Origin of the sequence: Streptomyces tendae (assembly GCF_008632955.1) — a bacterium.
GTDB lineage: Bacteria > Actinomycetota > Actinomycetes > Streptomycetales > Streptomycetaceae > Streptomyces.
The window spans coordinates 1,567,651-1,592,706 of sequence record NZ_CP043959.1; the positions used below are offsets into that span (position 1 = coordinate 1,567,651).

Genomic DNA, 25,056 nt, shown 5'->3' on the forward strand with positions numbered 1-25,056 from the left:
TGCCTAGGGTGAGCCGCATGACACGACTCGCCCATGAGCGCCACTGCCAGGAGATCGCCCACCAGATCGGTGAGTTGAGGGCGGTGGTGACGTCCGGCGCCGACCTGTCCCGCGCGGTCCCGACGACCCCCGACTGGTCCCTGGAGGAGCTGGTACGGCACCTCGGAGGCGCCCTGCGCTGGGTGGCCCTGATGGTGCGCACCGGGGCCGTGGAGGAGACCCCCGAGGAGGACGTGCCGGAGTTCGAGGGGCCCGGGGTCCGGGGGGACGCCGCCGCTCTGGACGCCTGGCTGGCGGAGAGCGGCGAGCTGGTCGTCGGCGCGCTGCGGAAGGCCGGACCGGACGCCCGGGTGTGGAGCTGGGCGGGGATCGACACCGCCGGATTCTGGGCCCGCCGTATGACGCACGAGGTGACCGTGCACCGCGCGGACGCCACCCTCGCCGCCGGGCTGCCGTACGAGGTCGCGCCCGAGGTGGCCGCCGACGCGGTCGACGAATGGCTGGAGATCGTGGAGTGGGCGCAGCGGACGATGCCCGACGACGAGGTGCACGCGCTGCGCGGGCCGCTGCGCACCCTCCACCTGCACGCCACCGACACCGAGGCGGAGTGGCTGATACGGCTGGACGAGGACGGCGTGTCCTGGAGCCGCGGCCACGAGAAGGCCACGGTCGCCCTGCGCGGGCCGCTCACCTGGGTGCTCCTCGCCTTCTACCGCCGCATCACGCTGGACGACCCCCGGGTCGAGGTGCTCGGCGAACGCAAGGTGCTCGAACACTGGCTGGAGCTGGCCTCGTTCGGCTGAGCGTCCGGTGAACGGCGAGCGGCCCGCCCCCGGGGAGGGGACGGGCCGCGGGCGGTTCCGTGAGGCGTCAGCGCTGGCTGTTCGCCCCGCGGCGGCGCATGCCGAAGAAGACCGCGCCGCCACCGATGGCGACCAGGGCGGCCGCCGCACCGGCGATCACGCCGGTGTTGGAGTTGGCGCCGGTCTCGGCGAGGTTGGACTCACCGGCGGGGGAGGGCGCGTTGTCCGAGGTGTCGGCCGGCGGGACGGAGCTCTCGCTCTCCGACGGCGCCGGGCTCGGCTCCTCGCTCTCCTCGGCCGGGGCCGAGGACGTCACCGACGGCGTGGGCTCGGGGGCCGGGGGCTCCTCCTCGTCCTCCTTGCACGGCGTCGACGGCGTGGTCAGGTTGGGCTTGATGTCCTCGTCGACGTAGGGTTTCGCCGAGACGTGGATGCGGTAGACGGCGTTCGGCTTCCAGTCCTCCTCGAAGGTGATGGTCGTGCCCTCCTTGGACCCCTTGACCACCTGCTCGCCGACCTTCTTGATGTCGGCGCCGTTGTTCTGGAGGAACACGGTGACGGTGGCCGGGACGCCGGCCGGGTCGACGTCGGTGACGGTGATGACACCCTTGTCACCGTCGCACTTCGCCGCGGCCGAGAACTCGTTGATGTTGCACGCCGCGGCGTTACCGGCGACACCGAGGGCGAGCGCCGCGGACGCGGAGACGACACCGAGGGCGCGCACGGAGCGGGTGACGGAACGGCGTGATACGGACAGAACTGCCACGTTTGTCCTTTACATGATGCGCAAATGCGGGGGGTTGAGGGAGGGTTGATGAAGGCTCAGCACTCCCATGAGGCTCCCAGGTCTATAAGCGCCGCATAAGTAGTGTCAACGCATATGCCTACCGGGGGACCGGGCTTTGCCTATTTGTTAACCACCCGGACGTTTCAACGCCCGCAGGACCGGCCCGATCCGGCCGACGCGGCCGGGAACGGTCACCGGCCGTGCGGGGAGCGGCAGTTGTGAAGACGGTGACCGAGGGGTCTTGGTTGCACGCCGCGCCGATCCGTCATGACGACGGCCCGGGCCGGGGCTCTTCCGAGCGCCCGCCCGGGCCGGGCGTGCCGCGGTGGCGGTGTGTCAGCCCTGCACCGCGGCCGGGTCCATCCACACGATCTCCCAGGTGTGGCCGTCGAGGTCGTCGAAGGAGCGGCCGTACATGAAGCCGTGGTCCTGGGGCTCGCCGGCGGTCGTGCCGCCCGCCGCGAGGGCGTTGTCCACCAGTTCGTCGACCTTCTCGCGGCTCTCCGCGCTCAGCGCCACCAGCACCTCGCTGCCGGTGCGGGCGTCCACGATCTCCTTCTTCGTGAACTGCGCGTACTTGTCCTTGGTCAGCAGCATCGCGATGATCGTGTCGCTGATCACGACGGACGCCGTGGACTCGTCGCTGAACTGCGGGTTGATCTCGTAGCCGAGCGCCGTGAAGAACTTCTTCGAGGCGTCGATGTCCTCGACGGGCAGGTTCACGAAGATCATCTGCTGGTACATGGCGGGGCCTCTCCCGTTCATCCGGTGTCGTTCGAGGGGGTAGACCGGCCGTCGCACGGAACTCATCGCGAGCCGGGAAAGTTCTTTCGACTTCTCTCAGCCGCCCAGCGGCCAGGCCGACAGCTCGGCCACGGCTACCGTCAGCGGGCCGAACAGGACGAGCAGCGCGCCCGCGCGCAGGGCGGCGGCCCGGCGCAGGGACGCCGCGGGTGCCCCGAGGCGACGCAGCGACTCGGTGGTGCCGGAGTGCGCCTGCTTGGCCTCGACGGCCGCCGTGAGCAGCGTCGCCACCGTGCAGCCCGCCACCAGCAGCACGCCGAGGACCACGAGCGGACCGGCGGACGGGTCCTCGTGGTCGTGCAGCGACGCCATGGCGTACGCGGCCGCCACCACCGCGCACACCACGCCCAGCGGGCGGCCGATGCGCGTGGCCTCCGTCATCAGCACCCGCCCGGCCAGGAGCCGCAGCGCACCGGGGCGGAACGCCTGCAGCAGCCTGCCGCACAGATGGGTGAGCCCGGGGCCGACGAGGGCCAGACCGAGGCACGTCAGGGCCAGCCCGAGGAGCGCCGCCGGGCCGTCCCCGGAGCCGGTACGGCTCGTCAGCGCCTCCACCGCCAGACCCACCGCGAGCACCGTGACGCCCCACGGCAGTCCGGACGGAGCGGCGGTCGGGACGACGGGCGGGACGACGGCACCGGATCCGTCGGCGGGCTCCGGTCCGGCCCCCTCCGCGGACTCGGCCCCGGTGCCGTCCTGCTGGTCCCCGGCCGGCGCCCCGGCCGTGCGCCGGCCGCGTGCGGCGGCTCCCAGCTGGCGGCCGAACCGCCCGTAGGCGCCGAAGGATTCGAGCATCGGCGTGCGCCGGTAGGCGCCGAACCTGCCGTACACCCGGCCCGCCCGGCCCGCGCCCGTGACCGGCTCGCGCGGCCGCAGGGTCACCGCCACCGCCGCCGCCGCGCTCAGCGGTACCACGGCCAGCAGCGTCAGCGCGGCCGGCATGGGCAGGGGGCGGTCCGCGGCCAGGAACTCCCTCGCGCCCCCTCCGAGCGGCATGCCCGTCAGGTCGCCCCGGAGCTGGAGGAAGACGAGCAGCGCCAGCGCGGAACCCAGCAGACAGGACAGGGCCGTGGTGGCGGCGGAGATCGCCATCAGCTTGGCCGGACCCAGACCGACCGCGGACAGACCGGGCCGGGGCCGGGTGGCCGGGTCGGTGCGGGCCACCGCGACCGCGAGGTACACGGTGGCCGCCAGCGGGGCCGCGCACCAGGCCAGCCGCAGCGCGGAGGCGGACGGGTCCGGGTGGGTCAGCGCGTGGCCCAGGGCGCTCAGCAGCAGGAAGCCCGTACCGGCCGAGGCACCGGCGACCAGGAGCCGGCGCACCTGGACGGCGGGCTGGGCCCCGAGGCTCAGACGGAGAGCGAGCACGCCGCCCGGCCTTCCGACTCGGCCGGTCCGGAGACCGGGGGAAGGTGCACGGTGCGTACGCACCGCCCGTCGAGCAGCGAGACCGTGCGGTCGGCCAGCGCGGCCGTCTGGCTGTCGTGGGTCGCGAGGACCACGGTGATGCCGTGCGAGCGGGCCGCGGTGGTGAGCGTGCGCAGTACGTGGGCGCGGTCGACGCGGTGCAGCGGGGCGGTCGGCTCGTCGGCGAACAGCACCGAGGGGGCGGGGGCGAGCGCGCGGGCGATGCAGGCGCGCTGGCGCTCCGCGTGCGTCAGCTCGGCCGGGTGCTTGCGCGCCCGGTCGCCGATGTCGAGGCGCTCCAGCCACTCCAGGGCGGCGACCTTGGCACGCCGCCGTCCGGTGCCGCGCAGCATCAGCGGGAGTGCGGCGTTCTCCCAGACGTTCAGCTCCGGCACCAGGACCGGCGCCGGGTCGATCCAGCCGAAGCGGTCGCGGCGCAGGCGTTCCCGGGCCGCCGGGCCCATGGTGTGCACCGGCACGCTGTTGAACCAGACCTCGCCGTCGTTCGCGGGCACCAGGCCGGACAGACAGCGCAGCAACGTCGACTTGCCGCTGCCGCGCGGGCCTGAGACCGCGAGGATCTCGCCCTCCCGGACGCCGAGCGAGACCCCGCTCAGGCCGGGTGAGCCGTCGTCGTGCCGGAAGTGCAGGGCACGCGCCCAGAGCACGTCGTTGTCCGGTGGGGCCACCATGGCGTACACCTCGGTTCGGATCGGAAATGCCGTGCGCTCTTCGGGTTAATCCCCCGTCCGGGGGAACGAAGGGCGGGCCGATCGGTCACTGGGCACGCTAGGCAGGCGGTGGCGGGCGGTCGGACAGCACGCGGCCCCGGGACGCCGTTTCTCACTCGAACGGGCGGCACCGGGGCCGGTGTTGATCATTCAAAGGGAAGATCGGTACCTCGGACGGCCTACGTCCGCGATCAGCTCGTCGGCCTACAGCTTGGTCCACGCCTCCGTGAGCGTCGCGCGCAGGATCTGCTCGATCTCGTCGAACGTCTCCTGGTCGGAGATCAGCGGCGGCGCGAGCTGGATGACCGGGTCGCCGCGGTCGTCGGCACGGCAGTACAGGCCGTTCTCGAACAGCTTCTTGGAGAGGAAGCCGTACAGCACGCGCTCGGTCTCATCGGCGTCGAAGGACTCCTTGGTGGCCTTGTCCTTGACCAGCTCGATGCCGTAGAAGAAGCCGTTGCCGCGGACGTCGCCGACGATCGGCAGGTCGTGCAGCTTCTCCAGGGTCGAGCGGAACGCGCCCTCGTTGTCCAGCACGTGCTGGTTGAGGCCCTCGCGCTCGAACAGGTCGAGGTTGGCGACGCCGACCGCCGCCGACACCGGGTGGCCGCCGAAGGTGTAGCCGTGCAGGAAGGTGTTGTCGCCCTTGTAGAACGGCTCGGCGAGCCGGTCCGAGACGATGCACGCGCCGATGGGGGAGTAGCCCGAGGTCATGCCCTTGGCGCAGGTGATCATGTCCGGCACGTAGCCGAACTTGTCGCAGGCGAAGGTGGTGCCGAGCCGGCCGAAGGCGCAGATGACCTCGTCGGAAACGAGCAGCACGTCGTACTGGTCGCAGATCTCGCGCACCCGCCGGAAGTAGCCGGGCGGCGGCGGGAAGCAGCCGCCCGCGTTCTGCACGGGCTCCAGGAAGACCGCGGCGACCGTGTCCGGGCCCTCGAAGAGGATCTGCTGCTCGATCTGGTCGGCTGCCCAGCGACCGAACGCCTCGGGGTCGTCGCCGTGGATCGGCGCCCGGTAGATGTTGGTGTTCGGCACCTTGTGCGCGCCCGGGACGAGCGGCTCGAAGGGGGCCTTGAGGGCCGGCAGGCCGGTGATGGACAGGGCGCCCTGCGGGGTGCCGTGGTAGGCGACCGCGCGGGAGATGACCTTGTACTTGGTCGGCTTGCCGGTGAGCTTGAAGTACTGCTTGGCGAGCTTCCAGGCGGTCTCCACCGCCTCGCCGCCGCCGGTGGTGAAGAAGACCTTGTTCAGGTCGCCGGGCGCCTCGTGCGCGAGCCGCTCCGCGAGTTCCACGGCCTTGGGGTGGGCGTAGGACCACACCGGGAAGAACGCCAGCTCCCGCGCCTGCTTGGCGGCGGTCTCGGCGAGCTCCTGGCGGCCGTGTCCGGCCTGCACCACGAACAGGCCCGCGAGGCCGTCGAGGTAGCGCTTGCCCTTGTCGTCCCAGATGTGGGTGCCCTCACCGCGGACGATGGTGGGGACGGGCGCGCTCTCGTACGAGGACATGCGGGTGAAGTGCATCCACAGGTGGTCGTACGCGGACTTGCTGAGGTCCTTGGGGCTGTCGGTGCTCACGATTATCGGGTTCCCCACATGTAGGTCTGCTTCTTGAGCTTGAGGTAGACGAAACTCTCGGTGGAGCGCACGCCGGGCACGGCCCGGATGCGTTTGTTGATGACCTCCAGGAGGTGGTCGTCGTCCTCGCAGACGATCTCGACCATCAGGTCGAAGGAGCCGGCGGTCATCACCACGTACTCGCATTCGGCCATCTCGGCCAGCGCGTCGGCGACGGCCTCCACGTCCCCCTCGACGGTGACGCCGACCATCGCCTGCCGGCGGAAGCCCACGGTGAGCGGGTCCGTGACGGCGACGATCTGCATCACGCCCTGGTCGAGCAGCTTCTGCACCCGCTGGCGCACGGCCGCCTCCGACAGGCCCACGGCCTTGCCGATGGCGGCGTACGGCCGGCGGCCGTCCTCCTGGAGCTGCTCGATGATGGCGAGGGAGACGGCGTCCAACTGCGGTCCGCCGCCGTATCTGGACTCGCGGGAGTCCCTCGGGTCTGCGCTTCGACTGGCCACGGGGTCACTGTGCACGACGTATCGACAGTTTCGCAAGGCTGGATCGATGAAATCCGTTGTTAACGGAGGTGATGCTTGCGGATTTCGCAGATGCGGGGGAGGTGGGGGTGTTGAAAACGTCAGCCGTCCGTCTAGGGTGGGTGTCTCAGAGGTTGGACACCTCTCTTCGTTCGACCCGACACCTCGGGCACCCACAAGGAACACCAGGAGGGCCTGCAGTGAGCACCGAGCTGCGTCGTCTGCGCAACTACATCGGCGGTGAGTTCCGGGACGCCGCCGACGGACGGACCACCGAGGTGGTCAACCCCGCGACCGGCGAGGCGTACGCGACGGCTCCGCTGTCCGGTGCCGCGGACGTCGACGCCGCGATGGCGGCCGCCGCCGAGGCCTTCCCCGGCTGGCGCGACACCACCCCGGCCGAGCGGCAGAAGGCGCTGCTGAAGATCGCGGACGCCTTCGAGGAGCGCGCCGAGGAACTCGTCGCCGCCGAGGTGGAGAACACGGGCAAGCCGGTCGGGCTGACCCGCACCGAGGAGATCCCGCCGATGGTGGACCAGATCCGCTTCTTCGCGGGTGCGGCGCGGATGCTGGAGGGCAAGGGCGCGGGCGAGTACATGGAGGGCCTGACCTCCTTCGTGCGCCGTGAGCCGGTCGGCGTCTGTGCCCAGGTGGCGCCCTGGAACTACCCGATGATGATGGCCGTGTGGAAGTTCGCCCCGGCCATCGCCGCGGGCAACACGGTCGTCCTCAAGCCCTCGGACACCACCCCCGCCTCCACGGTCCTGCTCGCCGAGATCCTCGGCTCGATCCTGCCCAAGGGCGTCTTCAACGTCGTCTGCGGCGACCGTGACACCGGCCGCCTGATGGTCGAGCACCCCACCCCGGCGATGGCCTCCATCACCGGCTCGGTGCGCGCGGGCATGTCGGTCGCGGAGTCCGCGTCCAAGGACCTCAAGCGGGTCCACCTGGAGCTGGGCGGCAAGGCCCCGGTCGTGGTCTTCGAGGATGTCGACATCGCCAAGGCGGTGGCGGGCATCTCCGAGGCCGGCTACTTCAACGCCGGCCAGGACTGCACGGCCGCCACGCGCGTGCTGGTGCACGAGTCGGTGCACGACGAGTTCGTCTCCGCGCTCGCCAAGGCGGCCGCCGGCATCAAGACCGGCATGCCCGACGACGAGGAGGTCCTCTACGGGCCGCTCAACAACCCCAACCAGCTTCAGCAGGTGGAGGGCTTCATCGAGCGGCTGCCCGCGCACGCGCGCGTCGAGGCGGGCGGCAAGCGGGTCGGCGACAAGGGTTACTTCTACGCGCCGACCGTCGTCTCCGGCCTGAAGCAGGACGACGAGATCATCCAGAAGGAAGTCTTCGGGCCGGTCATCACCGTGCAGTCCTTCACCGACGAGGACCAGGCCGTCCAGTACGCCAACGGTGTGGAGTACGCGCTGGCCTCCTCGGTGTGGACCAAGGACCACGCCCGGGCGATGCGGATGTCCAAGGCGCTCGACTTCGGCTGCGTGTGGATCAACACCCACATCCCGCTGGTGGCGGAGATGCCGCACGGCGGCTTCAAGCAGTCCGGCTACGGCAAGGACCTGTCGGCGTACGGCTTCGAGGACTACACGCGCGTCAAGCACGTGATGACCTCGCTCGAGGGCTAGCGCACGACACGTCGGCCCCGGACGGTGCACCCGCACCGTCCGGGGCCGACGTCCGTCCGGCGGCGGACACACTTTTTGAACATGTTCAACTCTCGGCGTACGCTCCTGCCATGAGCGACAGAGCCGCCCTGCTCAAGGGCATTCGCGTCTGGCTGGTGTTCTTCGTCGTCTGCCTGGTGCTCAGCGGCGCCACGGCCTTCCCCCTGGTGCACGAACTGCGCTGGACCGAGGAGGCCCTGCGGTCCCTCGGCGCGCCGGAGCACCTCCCCGGTCTGACGGAGTGGATCGAGCGCGTACGGGACGGACTCGACGCCGCCGACGCCGACCACCCCTTCCTCCTCTACGGCACCGACTGGCTGGCCTTCGCCCACCTCGTCATCGCGGTCGCCTTCCTCGGCCCCTACCGCGATCCCGTACGCAACATCTGGGTCGTGGAGTTCGGCATGATCGCCTGCGCCGGTGTCATCCCGCTCGCCCTCGTCTGCGGTCCCCTGCGCGGCATCCCCTTCTGGTGGAGCGTCATCGACATGGCGTTCGGGGTCTTCGGGGTGATTCCGCTGTACGTCGTCAGAAACAAGATCAAGCGGCTGGAGGCGCTCACGGCGGAACCCGTCGTCACCGGGAGTGCAGCCGCCTGGGCCCGGTAAGTTGCGGGCATGGGGGATTCTTCGACCGCTGAAGGAGTGGGCGCGGCCGTCACGTTGGGGCTGCTGGCGGCCTGGGCGGTGCACGACCTGGAGGAACTGGCCACCGTGCCGGGGTGGTTGCGGCGCAACGTGCCCGAGCTGCGGCGGCGGTTCCCCCTGGTGCCGGAGCCGGTGTGGCGGCGGGCCGGGCGCACCGACCCGGTCGAATTCACCGCGGCCGTCGGGGTGATGGGGACGGTCGTCGCGGCCGCTGCCGTCGCCGGACGGCTCAGCGGGGGCCGCTCCGGCTTCTACCAGTCCGCCCTCACCGGCTTCGGGCTGCACAGGCTGGTGCACATGGCCCAGGCCGCGGCGGTACGCGGCTGCACCCCCGGTTCCGTGACCTCGCCGCTGCTCGTCGTGCCGTTCACCCTCTGGGCGCGCGGCCGGCTGCGCGGGGCCGGCGTGCTGCGCCCCACGCGCCCCCGCGACCTCGCGGTCGGCCTCGCGGCGGCCGGGGCGGCCACGGTCGCCGCGCACGGGATGGCGCGCAGGCTGGTCGGCGCGGCGCGCCGGGCGTCATGACCCGCCGCGCCCGCGCAGCGCGCACAGGACGTCGACGCGGTTGGTCGTGACGGAGTCGACGCCCGCGGACAGCAGGCGGCGCATGGAACGGCGGGTGTCCGGCGTCCACACGGACAGCAGGTACCCGTCGCGGTGGACGCGGTCGGCGAGGGCCCGGTCCACCAGGCTGAAGCGGTAGTTCAGCCAGCGCGGGCGGATCGCCTCCAGCAGCCCGGCGCGCACCGGTGCCCCCGAGGTGTGGGTGAGCGCGATCTCCGCGTCCTTGTCCACCTCCCGTACGGCGAGCATGGCGGGGGCGCCCGCGCAGTAGTACACGCGGTCCTCGGCGTCCTGCTCGCGCACGGCGTCCACGACCCGGCGCACCGCGCGGGGGCCCGGTGCGCCGGGCAGGTCGATCATCACCCGGCTGCCGGCGGTCGCCGCCAGCGCGTCCGCGAGGGTGGGGACACCGCCGTCCGTGACCCCGCGCACCTCGTCGTAGGACAGCAGCGACAGGGGACGGCCGTGGTTCCACAGGCGCTCCAGCGTCGCGTCGTGGAGCAGCACCGGCACGCCGTCGCGGGTGAGGCGCACGTCGATCTCGACCGCGTCCGCGCCCCGCCGCAGGGCGGAGCGCAGCGACGCGAGGGTGTTCTCGCGGACACGGTAGGGGTCGCCGCGGTGGGCCACGGCGGTCACGTTCTGCATGGCGGCCCTTCGCGGAGGATCAGGAGACGAGCCAGTCGGCGGTGTAGGTGTCGATCTCGGCCGCCAGCCGGGCCTTGCCGGCCGGGTCGAGGAAGGACGCCTCGACCGCGTTCTTCGCGAGGCCGGCGAGACCCCGCTCGTCGAGGTCCAGCAGCCGGGCGGCGACCGCGTACTCGCTGGCGAGGTCGGTGCCGAACATCGGCGGGTCGTCGGAGTTGATCGTCACCAGGACGCCGGCCCGGGTGAACTCCTTGATCGGGTGCTCGTCCAGGGTGGCGACCGCGCGGGTGGCGATGTTGGACGTGGGGCACACCTCCAGCGCGATGCGCCGCTCGGCGAGGTGCTCCAGCAGCTTGGGGTCCTGTGCGGCGCTGGTGCCGTGTCCGATGCGCTCGGCGCCCAGTTCGTTCAGCGCGTCCCAGATCGTCTCCGGTCCGGTGGTCTCGCCCGCGTGCGGCACGGAGCGCAGGCCGGCGGCGACGGCACGGTCGAAGTACGGCTTGAACTGAGGGCGGGGCACGCCGATCTCGGGGCCGCCCAGCCCGAAGGAGACCAGGCCCTCGGGGCGCAGCCGGTCGTCGGTGGCGAGCCGCGTCGTCTCTTCGGCGGCCTCGAGACCGGCCTCGCCGGGGATGTCGAAGCACCAGCGCAGGACGGTGCCGAGTTCGCTCTCGGCCGCCTTGCGCGCGTCCTCGATGGCGTCCATGAAGGCGCGCTCGTCGATCCCGCGGCGGGTGGAGGAGAACGGGGTGATGGTCAGCTCGGCGTACCGCACCTGCTGCCGGGCGAGCTCACGGGCCACCTCGTACGTCAGCAGGCGGACGTCCTCGGGGGTGCGGACCAGGTCGACGACGGACAGGTACACCTCGATGAAGTGCGCGAAGTCCGTGAAGGTGAAGTAGTCGGCCAGGGCCTCGGGGTCGGTGGGGACCTTCGAGTCGGGATGGCGGGCGGCCAGCTCCGAGACGATGCGGGGGGAGGCGGAGCCGACGTGGTGCACGTGCAGTTCGGCCTTCGGCAGCCCCGCGATGAAGGCGTGCAGGTCGCGGACCTGTCCGGCGGTGGCCGCGGTGTCCAGGTGGTCGGTCAAGGTTCCTCCCCGGGAACGGCGTCCTCGGCCGGGTCGCGGCGGGACGCGGGTGATCGGCTGATCGGTGGTGCGGGGATCATCGTAGGCCGGGCACACGCGGTCGTGACGCGGGCCGTAGCATGACGGTTCGTCCGAGGAAGGGGGCGCGCATGTCCGACGACGCACCGGCACCGGGGGCCGGGGAGCACACGGGGGACGGAACGCCTCCGGCGGGTTCGTCCACCCCTGACCTGTGGCCGGCACCGGCCGACGGCGGGGCCGAGCATGTGGCTCCGCAGGACGGCTCGCTGGTGGACGCGCGGACCACCGAGACGCGGGGTGCGGCGCCGGGGCCGCGGGCCGCCGACACGTCCGCCCCCTCGCCCGCGCCCGATCCGTGGGCGGTGCCGGAGGACCGTCCGCCGACGCCCGGTACGGCGTCCGGCCGTCCGGCGTCCGGCCGTCCGGCGGCCGGGGGCCCGGCGGCAGGGGGTCCGGGGGAGACCGTGGTGGCGGGGGAGACCTCGCCGTGGTCGGCGCCCGCGGCCCCCTCGGGAGCCACGGCACACGACCGTCCGGCGCCCGCCCGACCCGGCGGCGCGCCCGCCGCACCACCCGTCCACGACCAGCAGACGGTGACGTCCTTCCCGGCGGCGGGGAACCCGGCCCCGTCCCCGCAGTACGGCACTCCGTGGGCCGGTCCCTCGGCGGCGCCCGCCGCCGTGCCGCACTCCGCGCACCCGCCGGCCACCAACCCGTTCGCGCCGCCGGTCACCGGGTCGCCCGTCCCGCCGCCGCCCCTAGGCCCCGAGGGGCCGGGGCAGGTCCCCTACGGCTACCCGGGCACGGGGTACGCCGGCGCGCCGGCCGCCCACACGTACGCCGGCTGGGCGCCGCTGCCGAGCAACGGCCTGGGCGTCGCCGCGATGGTGCTCGGGATCATCTCGGCGGCCGGCTTCTGCCTGTGGCCGTTGGCCATCGTGCTGGGCGTCCTGGCGGTGATCTTCGGGGCGATCGGCCGGGGCAAGGCCAACCGGGGCGAGGCGACGAACGCCGGCCAGGCCCTGGCGGGCGTGATCTGCGGAGCAGTCGGCAGCGCGCTGGGTATCGCCTTCGGCATCCTCGTCCTGACCACCTGACCACCTGACCACCTGACCACCTGACCACCTGACCACCTGACGCCAGGGGCACCCCGCCCAGCAGGCTGGTCAGGGCCCGCCGGCCCCGAGGCCGCCGACACGCGCCCGCGCCCCCGACGGGACCCGGCCCCGCCCCCTACTCCGAAACCCCCCGCAGTCTTCGTCGCGCCTCCATCAAGGCGAAGCCCAGGAGGTTGGGGCCGTGCCAGCGGGTCGGGTCGTGGGCTGCCTCCTGGTCGGCGGCGAGGCCGATGCCCCAGAGCCGGTCGACGGGGCTCGCCTCGACCAGCACCCGCTCGCCCGTGCCCAGCAGGAAAGACCGCAGCCCTTCATCGGCTGCGAACTTGTGCACGCTGCCCTCCACCACGATCCCGAACCGCTCCCGCCGCCAGACCTCCTCGTCGAAGCCCCGCACGAGACGGCCCGCCTTCTTCGCCTGCGAGGGATGCTCCGCGGCCAGCACCCGGCGCTCCCCCTGCGTGTCCCCGAAGAGCCGCGCCTTGGCCGCCATCATCCAGTGCTCGGCGGTCGCGTACGTCACGCCGTCCACCGTGAACGGCGACGGCCACCACTGGCTCAGACAGCTCGCCCCGATCCGGCCGTCGGGCAGCGGCCGGTGCCCCCAGAAGTGCAGGTACTTCACCCGCTCCCCGGCCCGCACCGCCTCGATCAGCGCCTCCCGGGAAGCCACCGTTCGTACGGTTCCGTCCAAGGTCATCACCCCCGATGTCGTCCTGTGCGCAGAGCAGTCTCGCAGGCACCACGGACACTCCGTCCTGCCTTTTCCGTCGCCACTCGACACCTGGTCGACAGATTCCGTCGCGTAACCAAATGGCAACAACGGAATCACTTGTTGGAGTGCCCTGGCTCTGTCAGGATCGGCACTCAAATCGAGCTGGAGCCACGCCGCCCCCCTCGGGGACACGGAGGAGAGCGACATGCACAACCCCGGCAGCACCACGCAGGAACGATTCCCGGCCACCGAACGGTTCGCGGACGGCGCGCAGTTCATCGCGGGCCGACTCACCAAAGGCACCTCGGGGCGCACCCACTCCGTGGTCGACCCGGCCACCGGCGCGGAGGTGTACACCTACGACCTCGCCGGCACCGACGATGCCGACGCGGCCGTCGCCGCCGCGCGGGAGGCGTTCCCGGCCTGGGCGGGCGCCACACCCGGCGAGCGTTCCGACGCCCTGCACCGGTTCGCCGCCGTGGTCGCCGAACGCGCGGAGGACTTCGCCCGCGCCGAGTCGCTGCAGTGCGGCAAGCCCCTGAAGCTGAGCCGCGAGTTCGACGTGCCCGGCACGATCGACAACATCACCTTCTTCGCCGGCGCCGCCCGCCACCTGCCGGGCCAGTCGGCCGGCGAGTACTCGGGCGACCACACCTCCTACGTCCGCAGGGAGCCCATCGGCGTCGTCGGCTCCATCGCCCCCTGGAACTACCCATTGCAGATGGCCGCGTGGAAGATCCTCCCGGCGATCGCCGCGGGCAACACCGTCGTGCTGAAGCCCGCCGAGTTCACCCCGCTGACCTCGCTGCTCTTCGCCCAGGCCGCCACCGACGCCGGCATCCCGGACGGTGTGATCAACATCGTCACCGGCACCGGCAAGGAGGCCGGCGAGCACCTGGTCGGCCACCCCGACGTGGCGATGACCTCGTTCACCGGCTCCACCGCCGTCGGCAAGCGGGTCGCCGAGATCGCCACCGCCACCGTCAAGCGCCTCCACCTGGAGCTCGGCGGCAAGGCGCCCTTCGTGGTCTTCGACGACGCCGACCTCGACGCGGCGGTCAACGGCGCCGTCGCCGGCGCGCTCATCAACACCGGGCAGGACTGCACCGCCGCCACGCGCGCGTACGTGCAGCGCCCTCTCTACGACGCCTTCGTCGAGCGCACCGCCGCGCTGATGGAGACCGTCCGGCTGGGCGACCCCTTCGCCCCCGGTACCGATCTCGGCCCGCTGGTCTCCCACGCCCAGCGCGACCGGGTGGCCGGTTTCGTCGACCGTGCGCGTGCCTACGCGCGCGTGGTGACCGGCGGTGAGACACCTCTGGGCGACCTGTCGGGCGGCGCGTACTATCGCCCCACGCTGATCGCCGACGCCGCGCAGGACAGCGAGGTCGTGCAGTCGGAGATCTTCGGACCGGTGCTGGTCGTCCTGCCCTTCGACACCGACGACGAGGGCATCGCACTCGCCAACGACACCCCGTACGGGCTCGCCGCCTCCGCCTGGAGCCGGGACGTGTACCGCACGGGACGGGCCACCCGCGAGATCAAGGCGGGGTGCGTGTGGATCAACGACCACATCCCGATCATCAGCGAGATGCCGCATGGCGGCTACAAGGCGTCCGGCTACGGCAAGGACATGTCCGCGTACTCCTTCGAGGAGTACACCCAGATCAAGCACGTCATGTTCGACAACACCGCGGTGGTCCGCAAGGACTGGCACCGCACCGTCTTCGGGGACCGATAGCAGCCAGGCCGCCCGACCCGCGGCCACTTCCCGAAAGGGCACACACGCGCATGGAGCAGTACGAGCCCGACCGCCTCTCGCCGGCCCAGGAGGCCGCGATACGGCGCAGTTTCCGCAACGGCAGGGCGGCCATGACCCGCCGTTCCCTGCTGCGCGCCTCAGCGGGCGGCGCGCTCGCGGTCGGGGGCTTGGGCGCGCTGAGCGCCTGCGGCATCCCCGCGGCCGGGAACACCCAGGGCGGCGTCCCGGCGGAGGACCGCTCGGCGAAGGAGAAGACCGTCAGCTTCTCCAACTGGACCGAGTACATGGACATCGACGACAGCGGGCGGACACACCCCACGCTGGAGGCGTTCACGAAACGCACCGGCATCAAGGTGAAGTACACCGAGGACATCAACGACAACTCCGAGTTCTTCGGCAAGATCAAGCCGCAGCTCGCCGCGGGCCAGGACACCGGCCGCGACATCATCGTCCTCACCGACTGGCTCGCCGCCCGCCTCATCCGCCTCGGCTGGGTGCAGAAGCTCGACGCGTCCAACCTGCCGCACGCCTTCGCCAACGTCGCCTCGTCGTACCGGACCCCCGACTGGGACCCCGGCCGTGCCTACTCGTACCCCTGGCAGGGCATCGCCACCGTCATCGCCTACAACAAGAAGGCGCTCGACGGCATCGAGGTGAAGACCCTGTCCGACCTGCTGGACAACCCCAAGCTCAAGGGCCGGGTCGGGCTGCTCACCGAGATGCGCGACACCATGGGCATGACGCTGCTCGACATGGACAAGGACCCGCGGTCCTTCACCGCCGACGACTACGACGCGGCGATCGCCCGGCTGCAGAAGACCGTCGACAAGGGCCAGATCCGCCGCTTCACCGGCAACGACTACACGTCGGACCTCACCAAGGGCGACCTCGCCGCGTGTGTCGCCTGGGCCGGTGACGTCGTCCAGCTGAAGGCCGACAACCCGGACATCGGCTTCGTCATCCCGGACAGCGGCTACATGCTCTCCAGCGACAACATGCTGATTCCCAACAAGGCCCGGCACAAGACGAACGCCGAGCGCCTGATCGACTTCTACTTCGAGCCGCAGCCCGCCGCCCAGCTCGCCGCCTACATCAACTTCGTCTGTCCGGTCGACGGGGTGAAGGAGGAGCTCGCGAAGCTCGACGAGGACGCGGCGAACAACCCGCTGATCCTCCCCGACAAGGCCATGCAGGCCAAGTCCCGTGCCTTCCGCTCGCTCAGCTCCGAGGAAGAGACGGCATTCGAAGGCAAGTTCGCGAAGCTCACTGGGGCGTGACGAGATGAAGACCACCGAAGAGACCACCCAGGCCGGCGGCGACGTCCGGCTCACCGGGATCAGCAAGACGTACGGCTCCTTCACCGCCGTGCACCCGCTCGACCTGACCGTCCCGGAGGGCTCCTTCTTCGCCCTGCTCGGCGCGTCCGGCTGCGGCAAGACCACCACCCTGCGCATGATCGCCGGCCTGGAGGAGCCCACCGCGGGCACCGTCCACCTCGGCGACCAGGACGTCACCGCGCTGCCGCCGTACAAGCGGCCGGTGAACACCGTCTTCCAGTCCTACGCCCTCTTTCCGCACCTCGACATCTACGAGAACGTCGCCTTCGGTCTGCGCCGGCGCGGCATCAAGAGCGTGAAGAAGCAGGTCGAGGAGATGCTGGAGCTGGTCCAGCTCGGCGAGCAGGCGCGCAAGAAGCCGCACCAGCTCTCCGGCGGCCAGCAGCAGCGCGTCGCGGTCGCGCGCGCGCTGATCAACCACCCCAAGGTGCTGCTGCTCGACGAGCCGCTCGGCGCCCTCGACCTGAAGCTGCGCCGGCAGATGCAGCTGGAGCTCAAGCGCATCCAGACCGAGGTCGGCATCACCTTCGTGCACGTCACGCACGACCAGGAGGAGGCCATGACCATGGCCGACTGCGTCGCCGTGATGAACGCCGGCAGGGTGGAGCAGCTCGGCACGCCCGCCGACCTGTACGAGAACCCGCGCACCACCTTCGTCGCGAACTTCCTCGGCACGTCGAACTTCATCGAGGCCGAGGTCGACACCACGTCCGGCGACGACATCGTGCTCAAGGCGGGCGGCGGCACGCTGGTGCTGCGCCGGGCCCGCACCGGAGCGCCCACCACGGCGGGCGGCAAGGTGCTGGCCGGGGTCCGCCCGGAGAAGATCTCCCTCACCCACGCCGACGACGCCGGCGCGATACCCGAGGGGCGCAACCGCATCACCGGCCGGATCACCGAGTCCAGCTTCATCGGCGTCTCCACGCAGTTCGTCGTCGACAGCCCGGTCTGCTCCGACTTCGAGGTCTACGTGCAGAACATCGACCGGGACGCCCGGCTGGTGCCCGGTGCCGAGGTCGTCCTGCACTGGAACCCGGACCACACCTTCGGCCTCGACGCGGCACAGGACATCGACGCGGGCGTCGAGACGGTCGAGGAAGAGGTCGCCTGATGGCCACGGTCACCGAGGCGCCGCCGACGCCGGCGCCCGTCGTCCCCGAGAAGAAGCCGCCGCGCAGACGCGGCCGCTGGACGCCGTACCTGCTCCTGCTGCCGGGCCTGCTCTGGCTCGTGGTGTTCTTCGCGCTGCCGGTGATCTACCAGGCCTCCACGTCCGTGCAGACGGGCTCCCTGGAGGAGGGCTACAAGGTCACCTGGCACTTCGCCACTTACTGGGACGCGCTGTCCGAGTACTGGCCGCAGTTCGTCCGCTCGGTGCTCTACGCGGCCTCCGCGACCGTGCTGTGCCTGCTGCTCGGCTACCCGCTGGCGTATCTGATCGCCTTCCGGGCGGGCCGCTGGCGCAACCTGATCATGATCCTGGTGATCGCGCCGTTCTTCACCAGCTTCCTGATCCGCACCCTCGCCTGGAAGACGATCCTCGCCGACGGCGGCCCGGTGGTCGGCGCCCTGGACTCGCTGCACGTCCTGGACGTCACGGCGTTCCTCGGCTGGACGGCCGGCGACCGGGTGCTCGCCACCCCGCTCGCGGTGGTGTGCGGTCTGACGTACAACTTCCTGCCCTTCATGATCCTTCCGCTCTACACCTCCCTGGAGCGGATCGACCCCCGGCTGCACGAGGCGGCGGGCGACCTCTACGCCAAGCCGTCGACCACCTTCCGCAAGGTCACCTTCCCGCTGTCGATGCCGGGCGTGGTCTCCGGCACGCTGCTGACCTTCATCCCGGCCACCGGCGACTACATCAACTCGGACCTGCTCGGCTCCACGGACACCCGGATGGTCGGCAACGTCATCCAGTCGCAGTTCCTGCGGATCCTGGACTATCCGACAGCCGCGGCGCTCTCGTTCATCCTGATGGCCGCGATCCTCGCCGTCGTCACGGTCTACATCCGCAAGTCCGGCACGGAGGATCTGGTTTAAATGGCCTTCGTCAATTGGTTCAAGCGCAACGTCGTCGTCATCGCGGGTCTGCTGACGCTGGCCTACCTCCTGCTGCCGAACGTCGTCGTCACGGTGTTCTCCTTCAACAAGCCGAAGGGGCGCTTCAACTACCAGTGGCAGGAGTTCTCCACCGACGCGTGGCGGGACCCGTGCGGGGTGTCCGGGCTGTGCGGCTCGCTCGGCCTCAGCCTGCAGATCGCCTTGTGGGCCACGCTCGGGGCCACCCTCCTCGGCACGCTGATCGCCTTCGCACTGGTCCGCTACCGCTTCCGCGCCCGTGGCGCGGTGAACTCGCTGATCTTCCTGCCGATGGCTATGCCCGAGGTGGTGATGGCGGCCTCGCTGCTCACCCTGTTCCTCAACATGGGTGCCGAGCTGGGCTTCTGGACGATCCTGATCGCCCACATCATGTTCTGCCTCAGCTTCGTCGTGGTCGCCGTGAAGGCGCGCGTGATGTCGATGGACCCCCGGCTCGAGCAGGCCGCGCAGGACCTGTACGCCGGCCCGGTGCAGACGTTCCTGCGGGTCACGCTGCCGATCGCCGCCCCCGGCATCGCGGCGGGCGCGCTGCTCGCCTTCGCCCTGTCCTTCGACGACTTCATCATCACCAACTTCAACGCCGGTTCGACCGTCACCTTCCCGATGTTCGTCTGGGGCTCCGCCCAGCGCGGCACGCCCGTCCAGATCAACGTCATCGGCACGGCCATGTTCGTCGTCGCCGTGGCTCTGGTCCTGGTCTCCATGGCCGTCGGCAACCGCCGCAAGCGGCAGAAGGCCTAGCAACCGAGTTCCACAGTCCGCAGTAGGGAGTTGAGATCATGGCCCCGAGCGCCATGAGCCGTTGGACGCAGTCCCTCTCCGAGGCCCGGCCGGTCTCCTACTGGCTGGACGACCCCGGCCGCCCCGGCCCCGAGCCGGCCCTGGCCGGGCGGACCACCTGTGACCTGCTGGTCGTGGGCGGCGGCTACAGCGGACTGTGGACCGCGCTGATCGCCAAGGAGCGCGACCCCTCACGGGACGTCGTGCTCGTCGAGGGCCGCGAGGTGGGCTGGGCGGCATCCGGCCGCAACGGCGGGTTCTGCGCCGCCTCCCTCACCCACGGACTGTCCAACGGACTCACCCGCTGGCCCGAGGAGATCCACACCCTGGAGCGGCTGGGCGCCCGCAACCTCGACGCCATCGAGGAGACAGTCGCCCGCCACTCCATCGACTGCGACTTCGAGCGCACCGGCGAGATCGACGTCGCCACCGAGCCGTACCAGGCCGAGGAACTGCGCACCTGGTACGAGGAGATCGGCGGCCGGGGCCTCGCCGACGGCATCGAGTACCTGGACGCCGACGCCGTGCGCGAGCAGGTCGACTCGCCCACCTTCCGGGCGGGCCTGTACGACCGCCGGGGCGTCGCCATGCTCAACCCCGCCCGGCTCGCCTGGGGGCTGAAGCGGGCCTGTCTCGACCTCGGGGTGCGCGTGTACGAGCACACCCCCGCCCTCACCCTTCGGCAGTACGGCGCCGGCATGTCCGTCCGCACCCCGTACGGGGCGATCCGCGCCCGCCGGGTCGCACTCGGCACCAACGTCTTCCCCAGCCTGGTGCGCCGGGTGCGCCCGTACACCGTCCCGGTCTACGACTACGCCCTGATGACCGAGCCGCTCACTCCCGAGCAGCTCGCGTCCATCGGCTGGAAGAACCGCCAGGGACTCGGCGACAGCGCCAACCAGTTCCACTACTTCCGGCTCTCCGCCGACAACCGCGTCCTGTGGGGCGGCTACGACGCCGTCTACCCGTACGGGGGCCGGGTGCGCGCCGAGTACGACGACCGGCCGGAGACGTACGCGAGGCTCGCGGGGCACTTCTTCACCTGCTTCCCGCAGCTGGAGGGGGTGCGCTTCACCCACGCCTGGGGCGGCGCGATCGACACGTGCTCCCGCTTCTCGGCGTTCTTCGGCACCGCCCACGCGGGCCGGGTCGCGTACGCGGCGGGCTACACCGGGCTCGGCGTAGGGGCCACGCGCTTCGGCGCGGAGGTGATGCTGGACCTGCTGGCGGGGGAGCGGACCGAGCGCACGGAACTGGAGATGGTGCGCACCAAGCCGCTGCCGTTCCCGCCGGAGCCGTTCGCCTGGACCGGCGTCGCCCTCACCAAGTGGTCGCTGGCCAGGGCGGACGCCCACGAGGGGCGCCGCAACCTGTGGCTGCGGACGATGGACCGGCTGGGGCTGGGCTTCGACAGCTGAGCGGCGCCGAAGGCCACGGGGGCCGCGCGGGGCCGGGCGGGAAAGCCGCGCGGGGGCTTGACAACCGAATTGGTCTGGACCAAATTGAGCGCGCTCCACCCCTCCAACTCCCCCATGCCCGGAGGCCCTTGTGGACCGCGCCAGACCCTCGCCGCCGGCCCTCGCCGCCCTGCTCACCGCCACCGCACTCGCCGCGGCCGGCGTCACCGCACTGACGCCGGCCGCCGTTGCGGACGACGCCGACCTCGCCCGCAACGGCGGTTTCGAGGCCGGCCTCGACGGCTGGAGCTGTCCGGCGGGCACCACCGTCACCTCACCCGTCCGCAGCGGCGCCTCCGCCCTGAAGGCCACCCCGGCCGGGTCGGACAACGCCCGCTGCGCCCAGACGGTCACCGTGCGGCCGGACTCCTCCTACACTCTCTCCGGCCACGTCCGCGGCGCCTACGTGTACCTCGGCGCGAGCGGCACCGGCACCACCGACGTCTCGACCTGGACCCAGTCCGCCCCCGACTGGCAGAAACTCACCACCACCTTCCGCACCGGCCCCTCCACCACCCGCGTCACGATCTACACCCACGGCTGGTACGGCACCGGCGCCTACCACGCCGACGACATCACCCTCGTCGGCCCGGGCGGCGAGACCGGACAGCCGCCCGTCCCGCCCACCGGCCTCACGGCGTCCGGGGCCACCTCGACCGCCGTGACCCTGTCCTGGTCCCCGGCCGCGGGCGCCACCGGCTACGCCGTGTACCGCGACGGCGCCCGGGTCCGCACGGTCACCGGAACCTCCACCACCGTCACCGGCCTGTCGCCCTCGACGGCGTACGCCTTCCAGGTCAGCGCCCTCAACGACGCGGGGGAGTCGGCCCGTTCGGACACCGTCACCGCGACCACCACCACGCCGGACCCGGGCGGCGGGGACTCCGGCCTCCCGGCCCACGCCCTGGTCGGCTACCTCCACGCGAGCTTCGCCAACGGCTCCGGCTACACCCGCCTCGCCGACGTCCCCGACAGCTGGGACGTCATCGACCTGGCCTTCGGCGAGCCCACCTCCGTCACCTCCGGCGACATCCGCTTCGAACGCTGCCCCGCCGCGGAGTGCCCGGGTGTGGAGAGCGACGCCGAGTTCAAGGCGGCGATCGCGGCCAAGCAGGCGGCCGGGAAGAAGGTGCTGATCTCCATCGGCGGCCAGAACGGCCAGGTGCGGCTCACCACCCCCGCCGCCCGCGACACGTTCGTCTCGTCCGTCTCCAAGATCATCGACGAGTACGGACTGGACGGCCTGGACATCGACTTCGAGGGCCACTCCCTCTCCCTGGACACCGGCGACACCGACTTCAGGAACCCGAGGACCCCGGTGATCGTCAACCTGATCTCGGCCCTGAAGACGCTCAAGGCCCGCTACGGCGACGACTTCGTCCTGACCATGGCCCCGGAGACCTTCTTCGTCCAGCTCGGCCACCAGTTCTACGGCAGCGGCCCGTGGGGCGGCCAGGACCCGAGGGCGGGCGCCTACCTCCCGGTCATCCACGCGCTGCGCGACGACCTCACCCTGCTGCACGTCCAGGACTACAACTCCGGCCCGATCATGGGCCTGGACGGCCAGTACCACTCCATGGGCGGGGCCGACTTCCACATCGCCATGACCGACATGCTGCTCACCGGCTTCCCGGTGGCCGGCGACGCGAACAACGTCTTCCCGCCGCTGCGCCCCGACCAGGTCGCCATCGGCATGCCCGCCACCGTCAACGCCGGCAACGGCCACGTGTCCCCGGCGGAGGTCACCAAGACCCTCAACTGCCTGACCAGACGCACCGACTGCGGCTCGTACGCCACCCACGGCACCTGGCCGTCCCTGCGCGGCCTGATGACCTGGTCGATCAACTGGGACCGGTTCGGCGGCTGGGAGTTCCAGCGGACGTTCGACGGCTACTTCGGCTGACCAGCAGCCACACACCGGCCAGCAGCACCGCTCCGAGGCACCAACTGGCCACCACGTCCAGCGGCCAGTGGTAGCCCCGGCGCACCAGGCCGTAGGAGGCGCCCAGGATCAACGCGGCGCACAGGGCGAGCAGTGCACGGCGTACGGCCGGCGACCGCAGCAGCGGAAGGAGCAGCAGGGTCGCCGCGCCGTACGCCACGACCGCGGTGGCGGTGTGGCCGGAGGGGTAGTAGCCGGTCGCCGGCGGCACGGCGGGGGTGCCCGGGCGGTCCGTCCACGCCTTCAGCGGCGCGACCAGCACCGGCACCAGCACCATCGCCGCCGCCCCGGCGACGGGCGGCAGCCACCAGCGGTCCACACCTGTGGCACGCAGCCGCCACGCCGCAGCGGCCAGCACGACCACCAGGACCGGCACCGCCACGTCGACGTTGCCGAGGTCGGAGAGCAGTTCGGAGGCGCGGTCGGGACGTACCAGGGCGTCACTCAGCCGCTCGTCGAGGCCGAGGAGGGGACCGTCGACGACGACCTGCCAGGTGATCAGCAGGAAGAGCAGAACCGGCGGTCCGAGCAGCAGCATGGTGCACAGCTTCCCAGGCGGGACGGTCCGGGCACACCGGAGGGCCGGCACAAAGGGGGGGTGTGTGCCGGCCCTCCGGTGGACGGCTTGCCGTGACCGATGCCCGACGGCCGTCCGACCGGAACGTCGCGCGCCCCGGGGGGTATGGGGCGGGCGACCGTCCGATCGTGAGGAGACCCGGGGCCCTCGGGCCCCGGTTGTGTGCGCGAGGGCACGACCAGGTCGAAGCTGGGGAGGCCTCGCCCTGAGCCGCCCACAGTCCCCTGTGGGCGGGGTGTATCTCTCATCCGGGTAGAAACCTACGGCAGGGGGTGGCCCGGCGACAGGGCACACGGGCACCTGTCATCCACCCCGCACACGTTCTTCACACGCTCTGCCGCTGTCCGGATCCGATCGGCCGGGAACAGGCGGTCCGAACTGGTCCACCTGCCCCCGATGACGGTTCAGACGCCCGCGAAGGCCTGCTCGATGATGTCCAGCCCCTCGTTGAGCAGGTCCTCGCCGATGACCAGCGGGGGCAGGAAGCGCAGCACGTTGCCGTAGGTGCCACAGGTCAGGACCAGCAGACCCTCCTGGTGGCAGGCCTTGGCCAGTGCGGCCGTCGCCTCCGGGTTCGGCTCCTTGGTGGCGCGGTCCTTGACCAGCTCGATCGCGATCATCGCGCCGCGGCCGCGGACGTCGCCGATGATGTCGAACTTCTCCGCCATCGCCGTGAGGCGCGCCTTCATGACGCCCTCGATGGCCTTGGCCCTGGCGTTGAGGTCCAGCTCCTTCATCGTCTCGATGGCGCCCAGCGCGCCCGCGCAGGCCACCGGGTTGCCGCCGTAGGTGCCGCCCAGACCGCCGGAGTGCGCGGCGTCCATGATCTCCGCGCGGCCGGTGACCGCGGCCAGCGGCAGACCGCCCGCGATGCCCTTCGCCGTGGTGATGAGGTCCGGCACGATGCCCTCGTCCTCGCAGGCGAACCACTGGCCGGTGCGGCAGAAGCCCGACTGGATCTCGTCGGCGACGAAGACGATGCCGTTGTCCCGGGCGAACTCGCTGATCGCCGGCAGGAAGCCCTTGGCGGGCTCGATGAAGCCGCCCTCGCCGAGCACCGGCTCGATGATGATCGCGGCGATGTTCTCCGCGCCCACCTGCTTGGACATCTCGTCGATGGCCTGCGCGGCGGCCTCCGGGCCCGCGTTCTCCGGGCCGGTGGGCCAGCGGTAGCCGTAGGCGACCGGAACGCGGTACACCTCGGGCGCGAACGGACCGAAGCCGTGCTTGTACGGCATGTTCTTCGCGGTCAGCGCCATGGTGAGGTTGGTGCGGCCGTGGTAGCCGTGGTCGAACACGACGACCGCCTGCCGCCTGGTGTACGCACGCGCGATCTTGACGGCGTTCTCGACGGCCTCGGCGCCGCTGTTGAACAGCGCGGACTTCTTGGCGTGGTCGCCCGGGGTCAGCTCGGCGAGCGCCTCGGCGACGGCCACGTAGCCCTCGTACGGCGTCACCATGAAACACGTGTGCGTGAAGTCGGCGAGCTGGGCGGAGGCGCGGCGGACGACGGCCTCGGCGGAGGCGCCGACGGAGGTCACGGCGATGCCGGAACCGAAGTCGATCAGACGGTTGCCGTCGACGTCCTCGATGATCCCGCCGCCGGCGCGCGCGGTGAACACGGGCAGCACGGAGCCCACGCCCTGCGCGACCGCGGCGGTACGGCGGGCCTGCAGCTCCCGCGACTTCGGGCCGGGGATGGCGGTGACGACGCGGCGCTCCTGCGGAAGTGCGGTCATGCGGGGCTCCTGGGGGTGAAACGGACGCTCTTTGCTTCTTTTCTCGCAGGCTAGGGCGGGGCGAGAAGGCTGGGCATGCTCCATGTGGGCGTTGTCCGGGGGTCCGGGTTGTCCGCGATGGACATACCCGCCGGCGGGCGGCCGTGCCGACACGGTACGGCGACACGTTCCGGCCGGGCGCGGACCCCGGCCGTGCAATCGGTGGACTGCGCCTGTCGGGGCGTTAGATTGACGTGCTGATGGCGGATG

Annotated in this window: 23 protein-coding genes; 12 read left to right on the forward strand and 11 right to left on the reverse strand. The window is 71.5% G+C overall.

What is annotated here, in order from left to right:
- The first annotated feature begins 17 nt into the window (after positions 1–17).
- Positions 18–803: a maleylpyruvate isomerase family mycothiol-dependent enzyme gene (locus F3L20_RS07420; protein WP_150153193.1), complete on the forward strand. Its 786-nt coding sequence runs from the start codon at positions 18–20 to the stop codon at positions 801–803.
- 67 nt (positions 804–870) lie between these two features.
- Here F3L20_RS07420 and F3L20_RS07425 read toward each other — a convergent pair whose 3' ends face one another.
- The 6 genes from F3L20_RS07425 to F3L20_RS07450 all read right to left on the reverse strand — a co-directional run bounded on the left by F3L20_RS07425 (position 871) and on the right by F3L20_RS07450 (position 6,631).
- Positions 871–1,569, reverse strand: coding sequence for an LAETG motif-containing sortase-dependent surface protein (locus F3L20_RS07425; protein ID WP_167534489.1), 699 nt, complete (start codon positions 1,567–1,569; stop codon positions 871–873).
- Between the two features lie 357 nt (positions 1,570–1,926).
- Positions 1,927–2,334 (reverse strand): VOC family protein, encoded by a 408-nt coding sequence (locus tag F3L20_RS07430; protein WP_150153195.1) that lies wholly within the window; start codon positions 2,332–2,334, stop codon positions 1,927–1,929.
- Between the two features lie 96 nt (positions 2,335–2,430).
- Complete coding sequence (locus F3L20_RS07435; protein WP_150153197.1) at positions 2,431–3,762, reverse strand: hypothetical protein; 1,332 nt, start codon at positions 3,760–3,762, stop codon at positions 2,431–2,433.
- The gene (locus F3L20_RS07440; protein WP_150153199.1) at positions 3,744–4,493 is read right to left on the reverse strand and encodes an ABC transporter ATP-binding protein; all 750 of its coding nucleotides are present in this window, start codon (positions 4,491–4,493) and stop codon (positions 3,744–3,746) included. The genes F3L20_RS07435 and F3L20_RS07440 overlap by 19 nt, the downstream gene beginning before the upstream one ends.
- 243 nt (positions 4,494–4,736) lie before the next feature.
- Positions 4,737–6,110 (reverse strand): aspartate aminotransferase family protein, encoded by a 1,374-nt coding sequence (locus tag F3L20_RS07445; protein ID WP_150153201.1) that lies wholly within the window; start codon positions 6,108–6,110, stop codon positions 4,737–4,739.
- A gap of 2 nt (positions 6,111–6,112) precedes the next feature.
- Positions 6,113–6,631 carry an Lrp/AsnC family transcriptional regulator gene (locus F3L20_RS07450; RefSeq protein WP_145829882.1) on the reverse strand — a complete coding sequence of 173 codons (519 nt, stop codon included), beginning with the start codon at positions 6,629–6,631 and terminating at the stop codon, positions 6,113–6,115.
- 203 nt (positions 6,632–6,834) lie between these two features.
- Between F3L20_RS07450 and F3L20_RS07455 the strand changes: the two genes are divergently transcribed.
- From F3L20_RS07455 to F3L20_RS07465, 3 genes are all read left to right on the forward strand, one after another.
- A complete protein-coding gene (locus F3L20_RS07455) occupies positions 6,835–8,274 on the forward strand; it encodes a gamma-aminobutyraldehyde dehydrogenase (RefSeq protein WP_150153203.1) in 1,440 nt (479 codons plus the stop codon).
- Between the two features lie 110 nt (positions 8,275–8,384).
- A complete protein-coding gene (locus tag F3L20_RS07460; RefSeq protein WP_150153205.1) occupies positions 8,385–8,921 on the forward strand; it encodes a hypothetical protein in 537 nt (178 codons plus the stop codon).
- Between the two features lie 9 nt (positions 8,922–8,930).
- Positions 8,931–9,485 (forward strand): HXXEE domain-containing protein, encoded by a 555-nt coding sequence (locus F3L20_RS07465; RefSeq protein WP_150153207.1) that lies wholly within the window; start codon positions 8,931–8,933, stop codon positions 9,483–9,485.
- On the opposite strand, the gene F3L20_RS07470 is transcribed toward F3L20_RS07465, so the two are convergent.
- A complete protein-coding gene (locus F3L20_RS07470; RefSeq protein WP_150153209.1) occupies positions 9,480–10,172 on the reverse strand; it encodes a glycerophosphodiester phosphodiesterase in 693 nt (230 codons plus the stop codon). The genes F3L20_RS07465 and F3L20_RS07470 overlap by 6 nt on opposite strands.
- Positions 10,173–10,191: 19 nt before the next feature.
- A complete protein-coding gene (locus F3L20_RS07475) occupies positions 10,192–11,358 on the reverse strand; it encodes an adenosine deaminase (protein WP_150153211.1) in 1,167 nt (388 codons plus the stop codon).
- Between the two features lie 53 nt (positions 11,359–11,411).
- Between F3L20_RS07475 and F3L20_RS34260 the strand changes: the two genes are divergently transcribed.
- Complete coding sequence (locus tag F3L20_RS34260) at positions 11,412–12,380, forward strand: DUF4190 domain-containing protein (protein ID WP_206338869.1); 969 nt, start codon at positions 11,412–11,414, stop codon at positions 12,378–12,380.
- A 136-nt stretch (positions 12,381–12,516) separates the two neighbouring features.
- Here F3L20_RS34260 and F3L20_RS07485 read toward each other — a convergent pair whose 3' ends face one another.
- Entirely contained in the window at positions 12,517–13,098 is a 582-nt protein-coding gene (locus F3L20_RS07485; RefSeq protein ID WP_150153213.1) for an NADAR family protein, read from the reverse strand.
- Between the two features lie 220 nt (positions 13,099–13,318).
- Between F3L20_RS07485 and F3L20_RS07490 the strand changes: the two genes are divergently transcribed.
- From F3L20_RS07490 to F3L20_RS07520, 7 genes are all read left to right on the forward strand, one after another.
- A complete protein-coding gene (locus F3L20_RS07490) occupies positions 13,319–14,854 on the forward strand; it encodes a gamma-aminobutyraldehyde dehydrogenase (protein ID WP_150153215.1) in 1,536 nt (511 codons plus the stop codon).
- A 50-nt stretch (positions 14,855–14,904) separates the two neighbouring features.
- Positions 14,905–16,152 (forward strand): polyamine ABC transporter substrate-binding protein, encoded by a 1,248-nt coding sequence (locus F3L20_RS07495; protein WP_150153217.1) that lies wholly within the window; start codon positions 14,905–14,907, stop codon positions 16,150–16,152.
- 4 nt (positions 16,153–16,156) lie between these two features.
- Positions 16,157–17,323, forward strand: a complete 1,167-nt coding sequence (locus F3L20_RS07500; protein ID WP_150153219.1) for an ABC transporter ATP-binding protein — start codon at positions 16,157–16,159, stop codon at positions 17,321–17,323.
- Positions 17,323–18,252, forward strand: a complete 930-nt coding sequence (locus tag F3L20_RS07505) for an ABC transporter permease (RefSeq protein ID WP_150153221.1) — start codon at positions 17,323–17,325, stop codon at positions 18,250–18,252. Before F3L20_RS07500 ends, F3L20_RS07505 begins: the two co-directional genes overlap by 1 nt.
- Positions 18,253–19,053 carry an ABC transporter permease gene (locus F3L20_RS07510; protein WP_150153223.1) on the forward strand — a complete coding sequence of 267 codons (801 nt, stop codon included), beginning with the start codon at positions 18,253–18,255 and terminating at the stop codon, positions 19,051–19,053.
- A gap of 38 nt (positions 19,054–19,091) precedes the next feature.
- A complete protein-coding gene (locus tag F3L20_RS07515) occupies positions 19,092–20,510 on the forward strand; it encodes an NAD(P)/FAD-dependent oxidoreductase (protein ID WP_150153225.1) in 1,419 nt (472 codons plus the stop codon).
- Positions 20,511–20,640: 130 nt separating this feature from the next.
- Positions 20,641–22,452, forward strand: coding sequence for a chitinase (locus F3L20_RS07520; protein ID WP_150153227.1), 1,812 nt, complete (start codon positions 20,641–20,643; stop codon positions 22,450–22,452).
- Here the strand turns inward: F3L20_RS07520 and F3L20_RS07525 are convergent.
- Together F3L20_RS07525 and gabT are read right to left on the reverse strand one after the other, a co-directional pair.
- A complete protein-coding gene (locus F3L20_RS07525; RefSeq protein WP_150153229.1) occupies positions 22,391–23,029 on the reverse strand; it encodes a phosphatase PAP2 family protein in 639 nt (212 codons plus the stop codon). The genes F3L20_RS07520 and F3L20_RS07525 overlap by 62 nt on opposite strands.
- Before the next feature lie 443 nt (positions 23,030–23,472).
- Positions 23,473–24,807, reverse strand: a complete 1,335-nt coding sequence (gene gabT, locus F3L20_RS07530; RefSeq protein WP_150153231.1) for a 4-aminobutyrate--2-oxoglutarate transaminase — start codon at positions 24,805–24,807, stop codon at positions 23,473–23,475.
- Positions 24,808–25,056 lie beyond the last annotated feature (249 nt).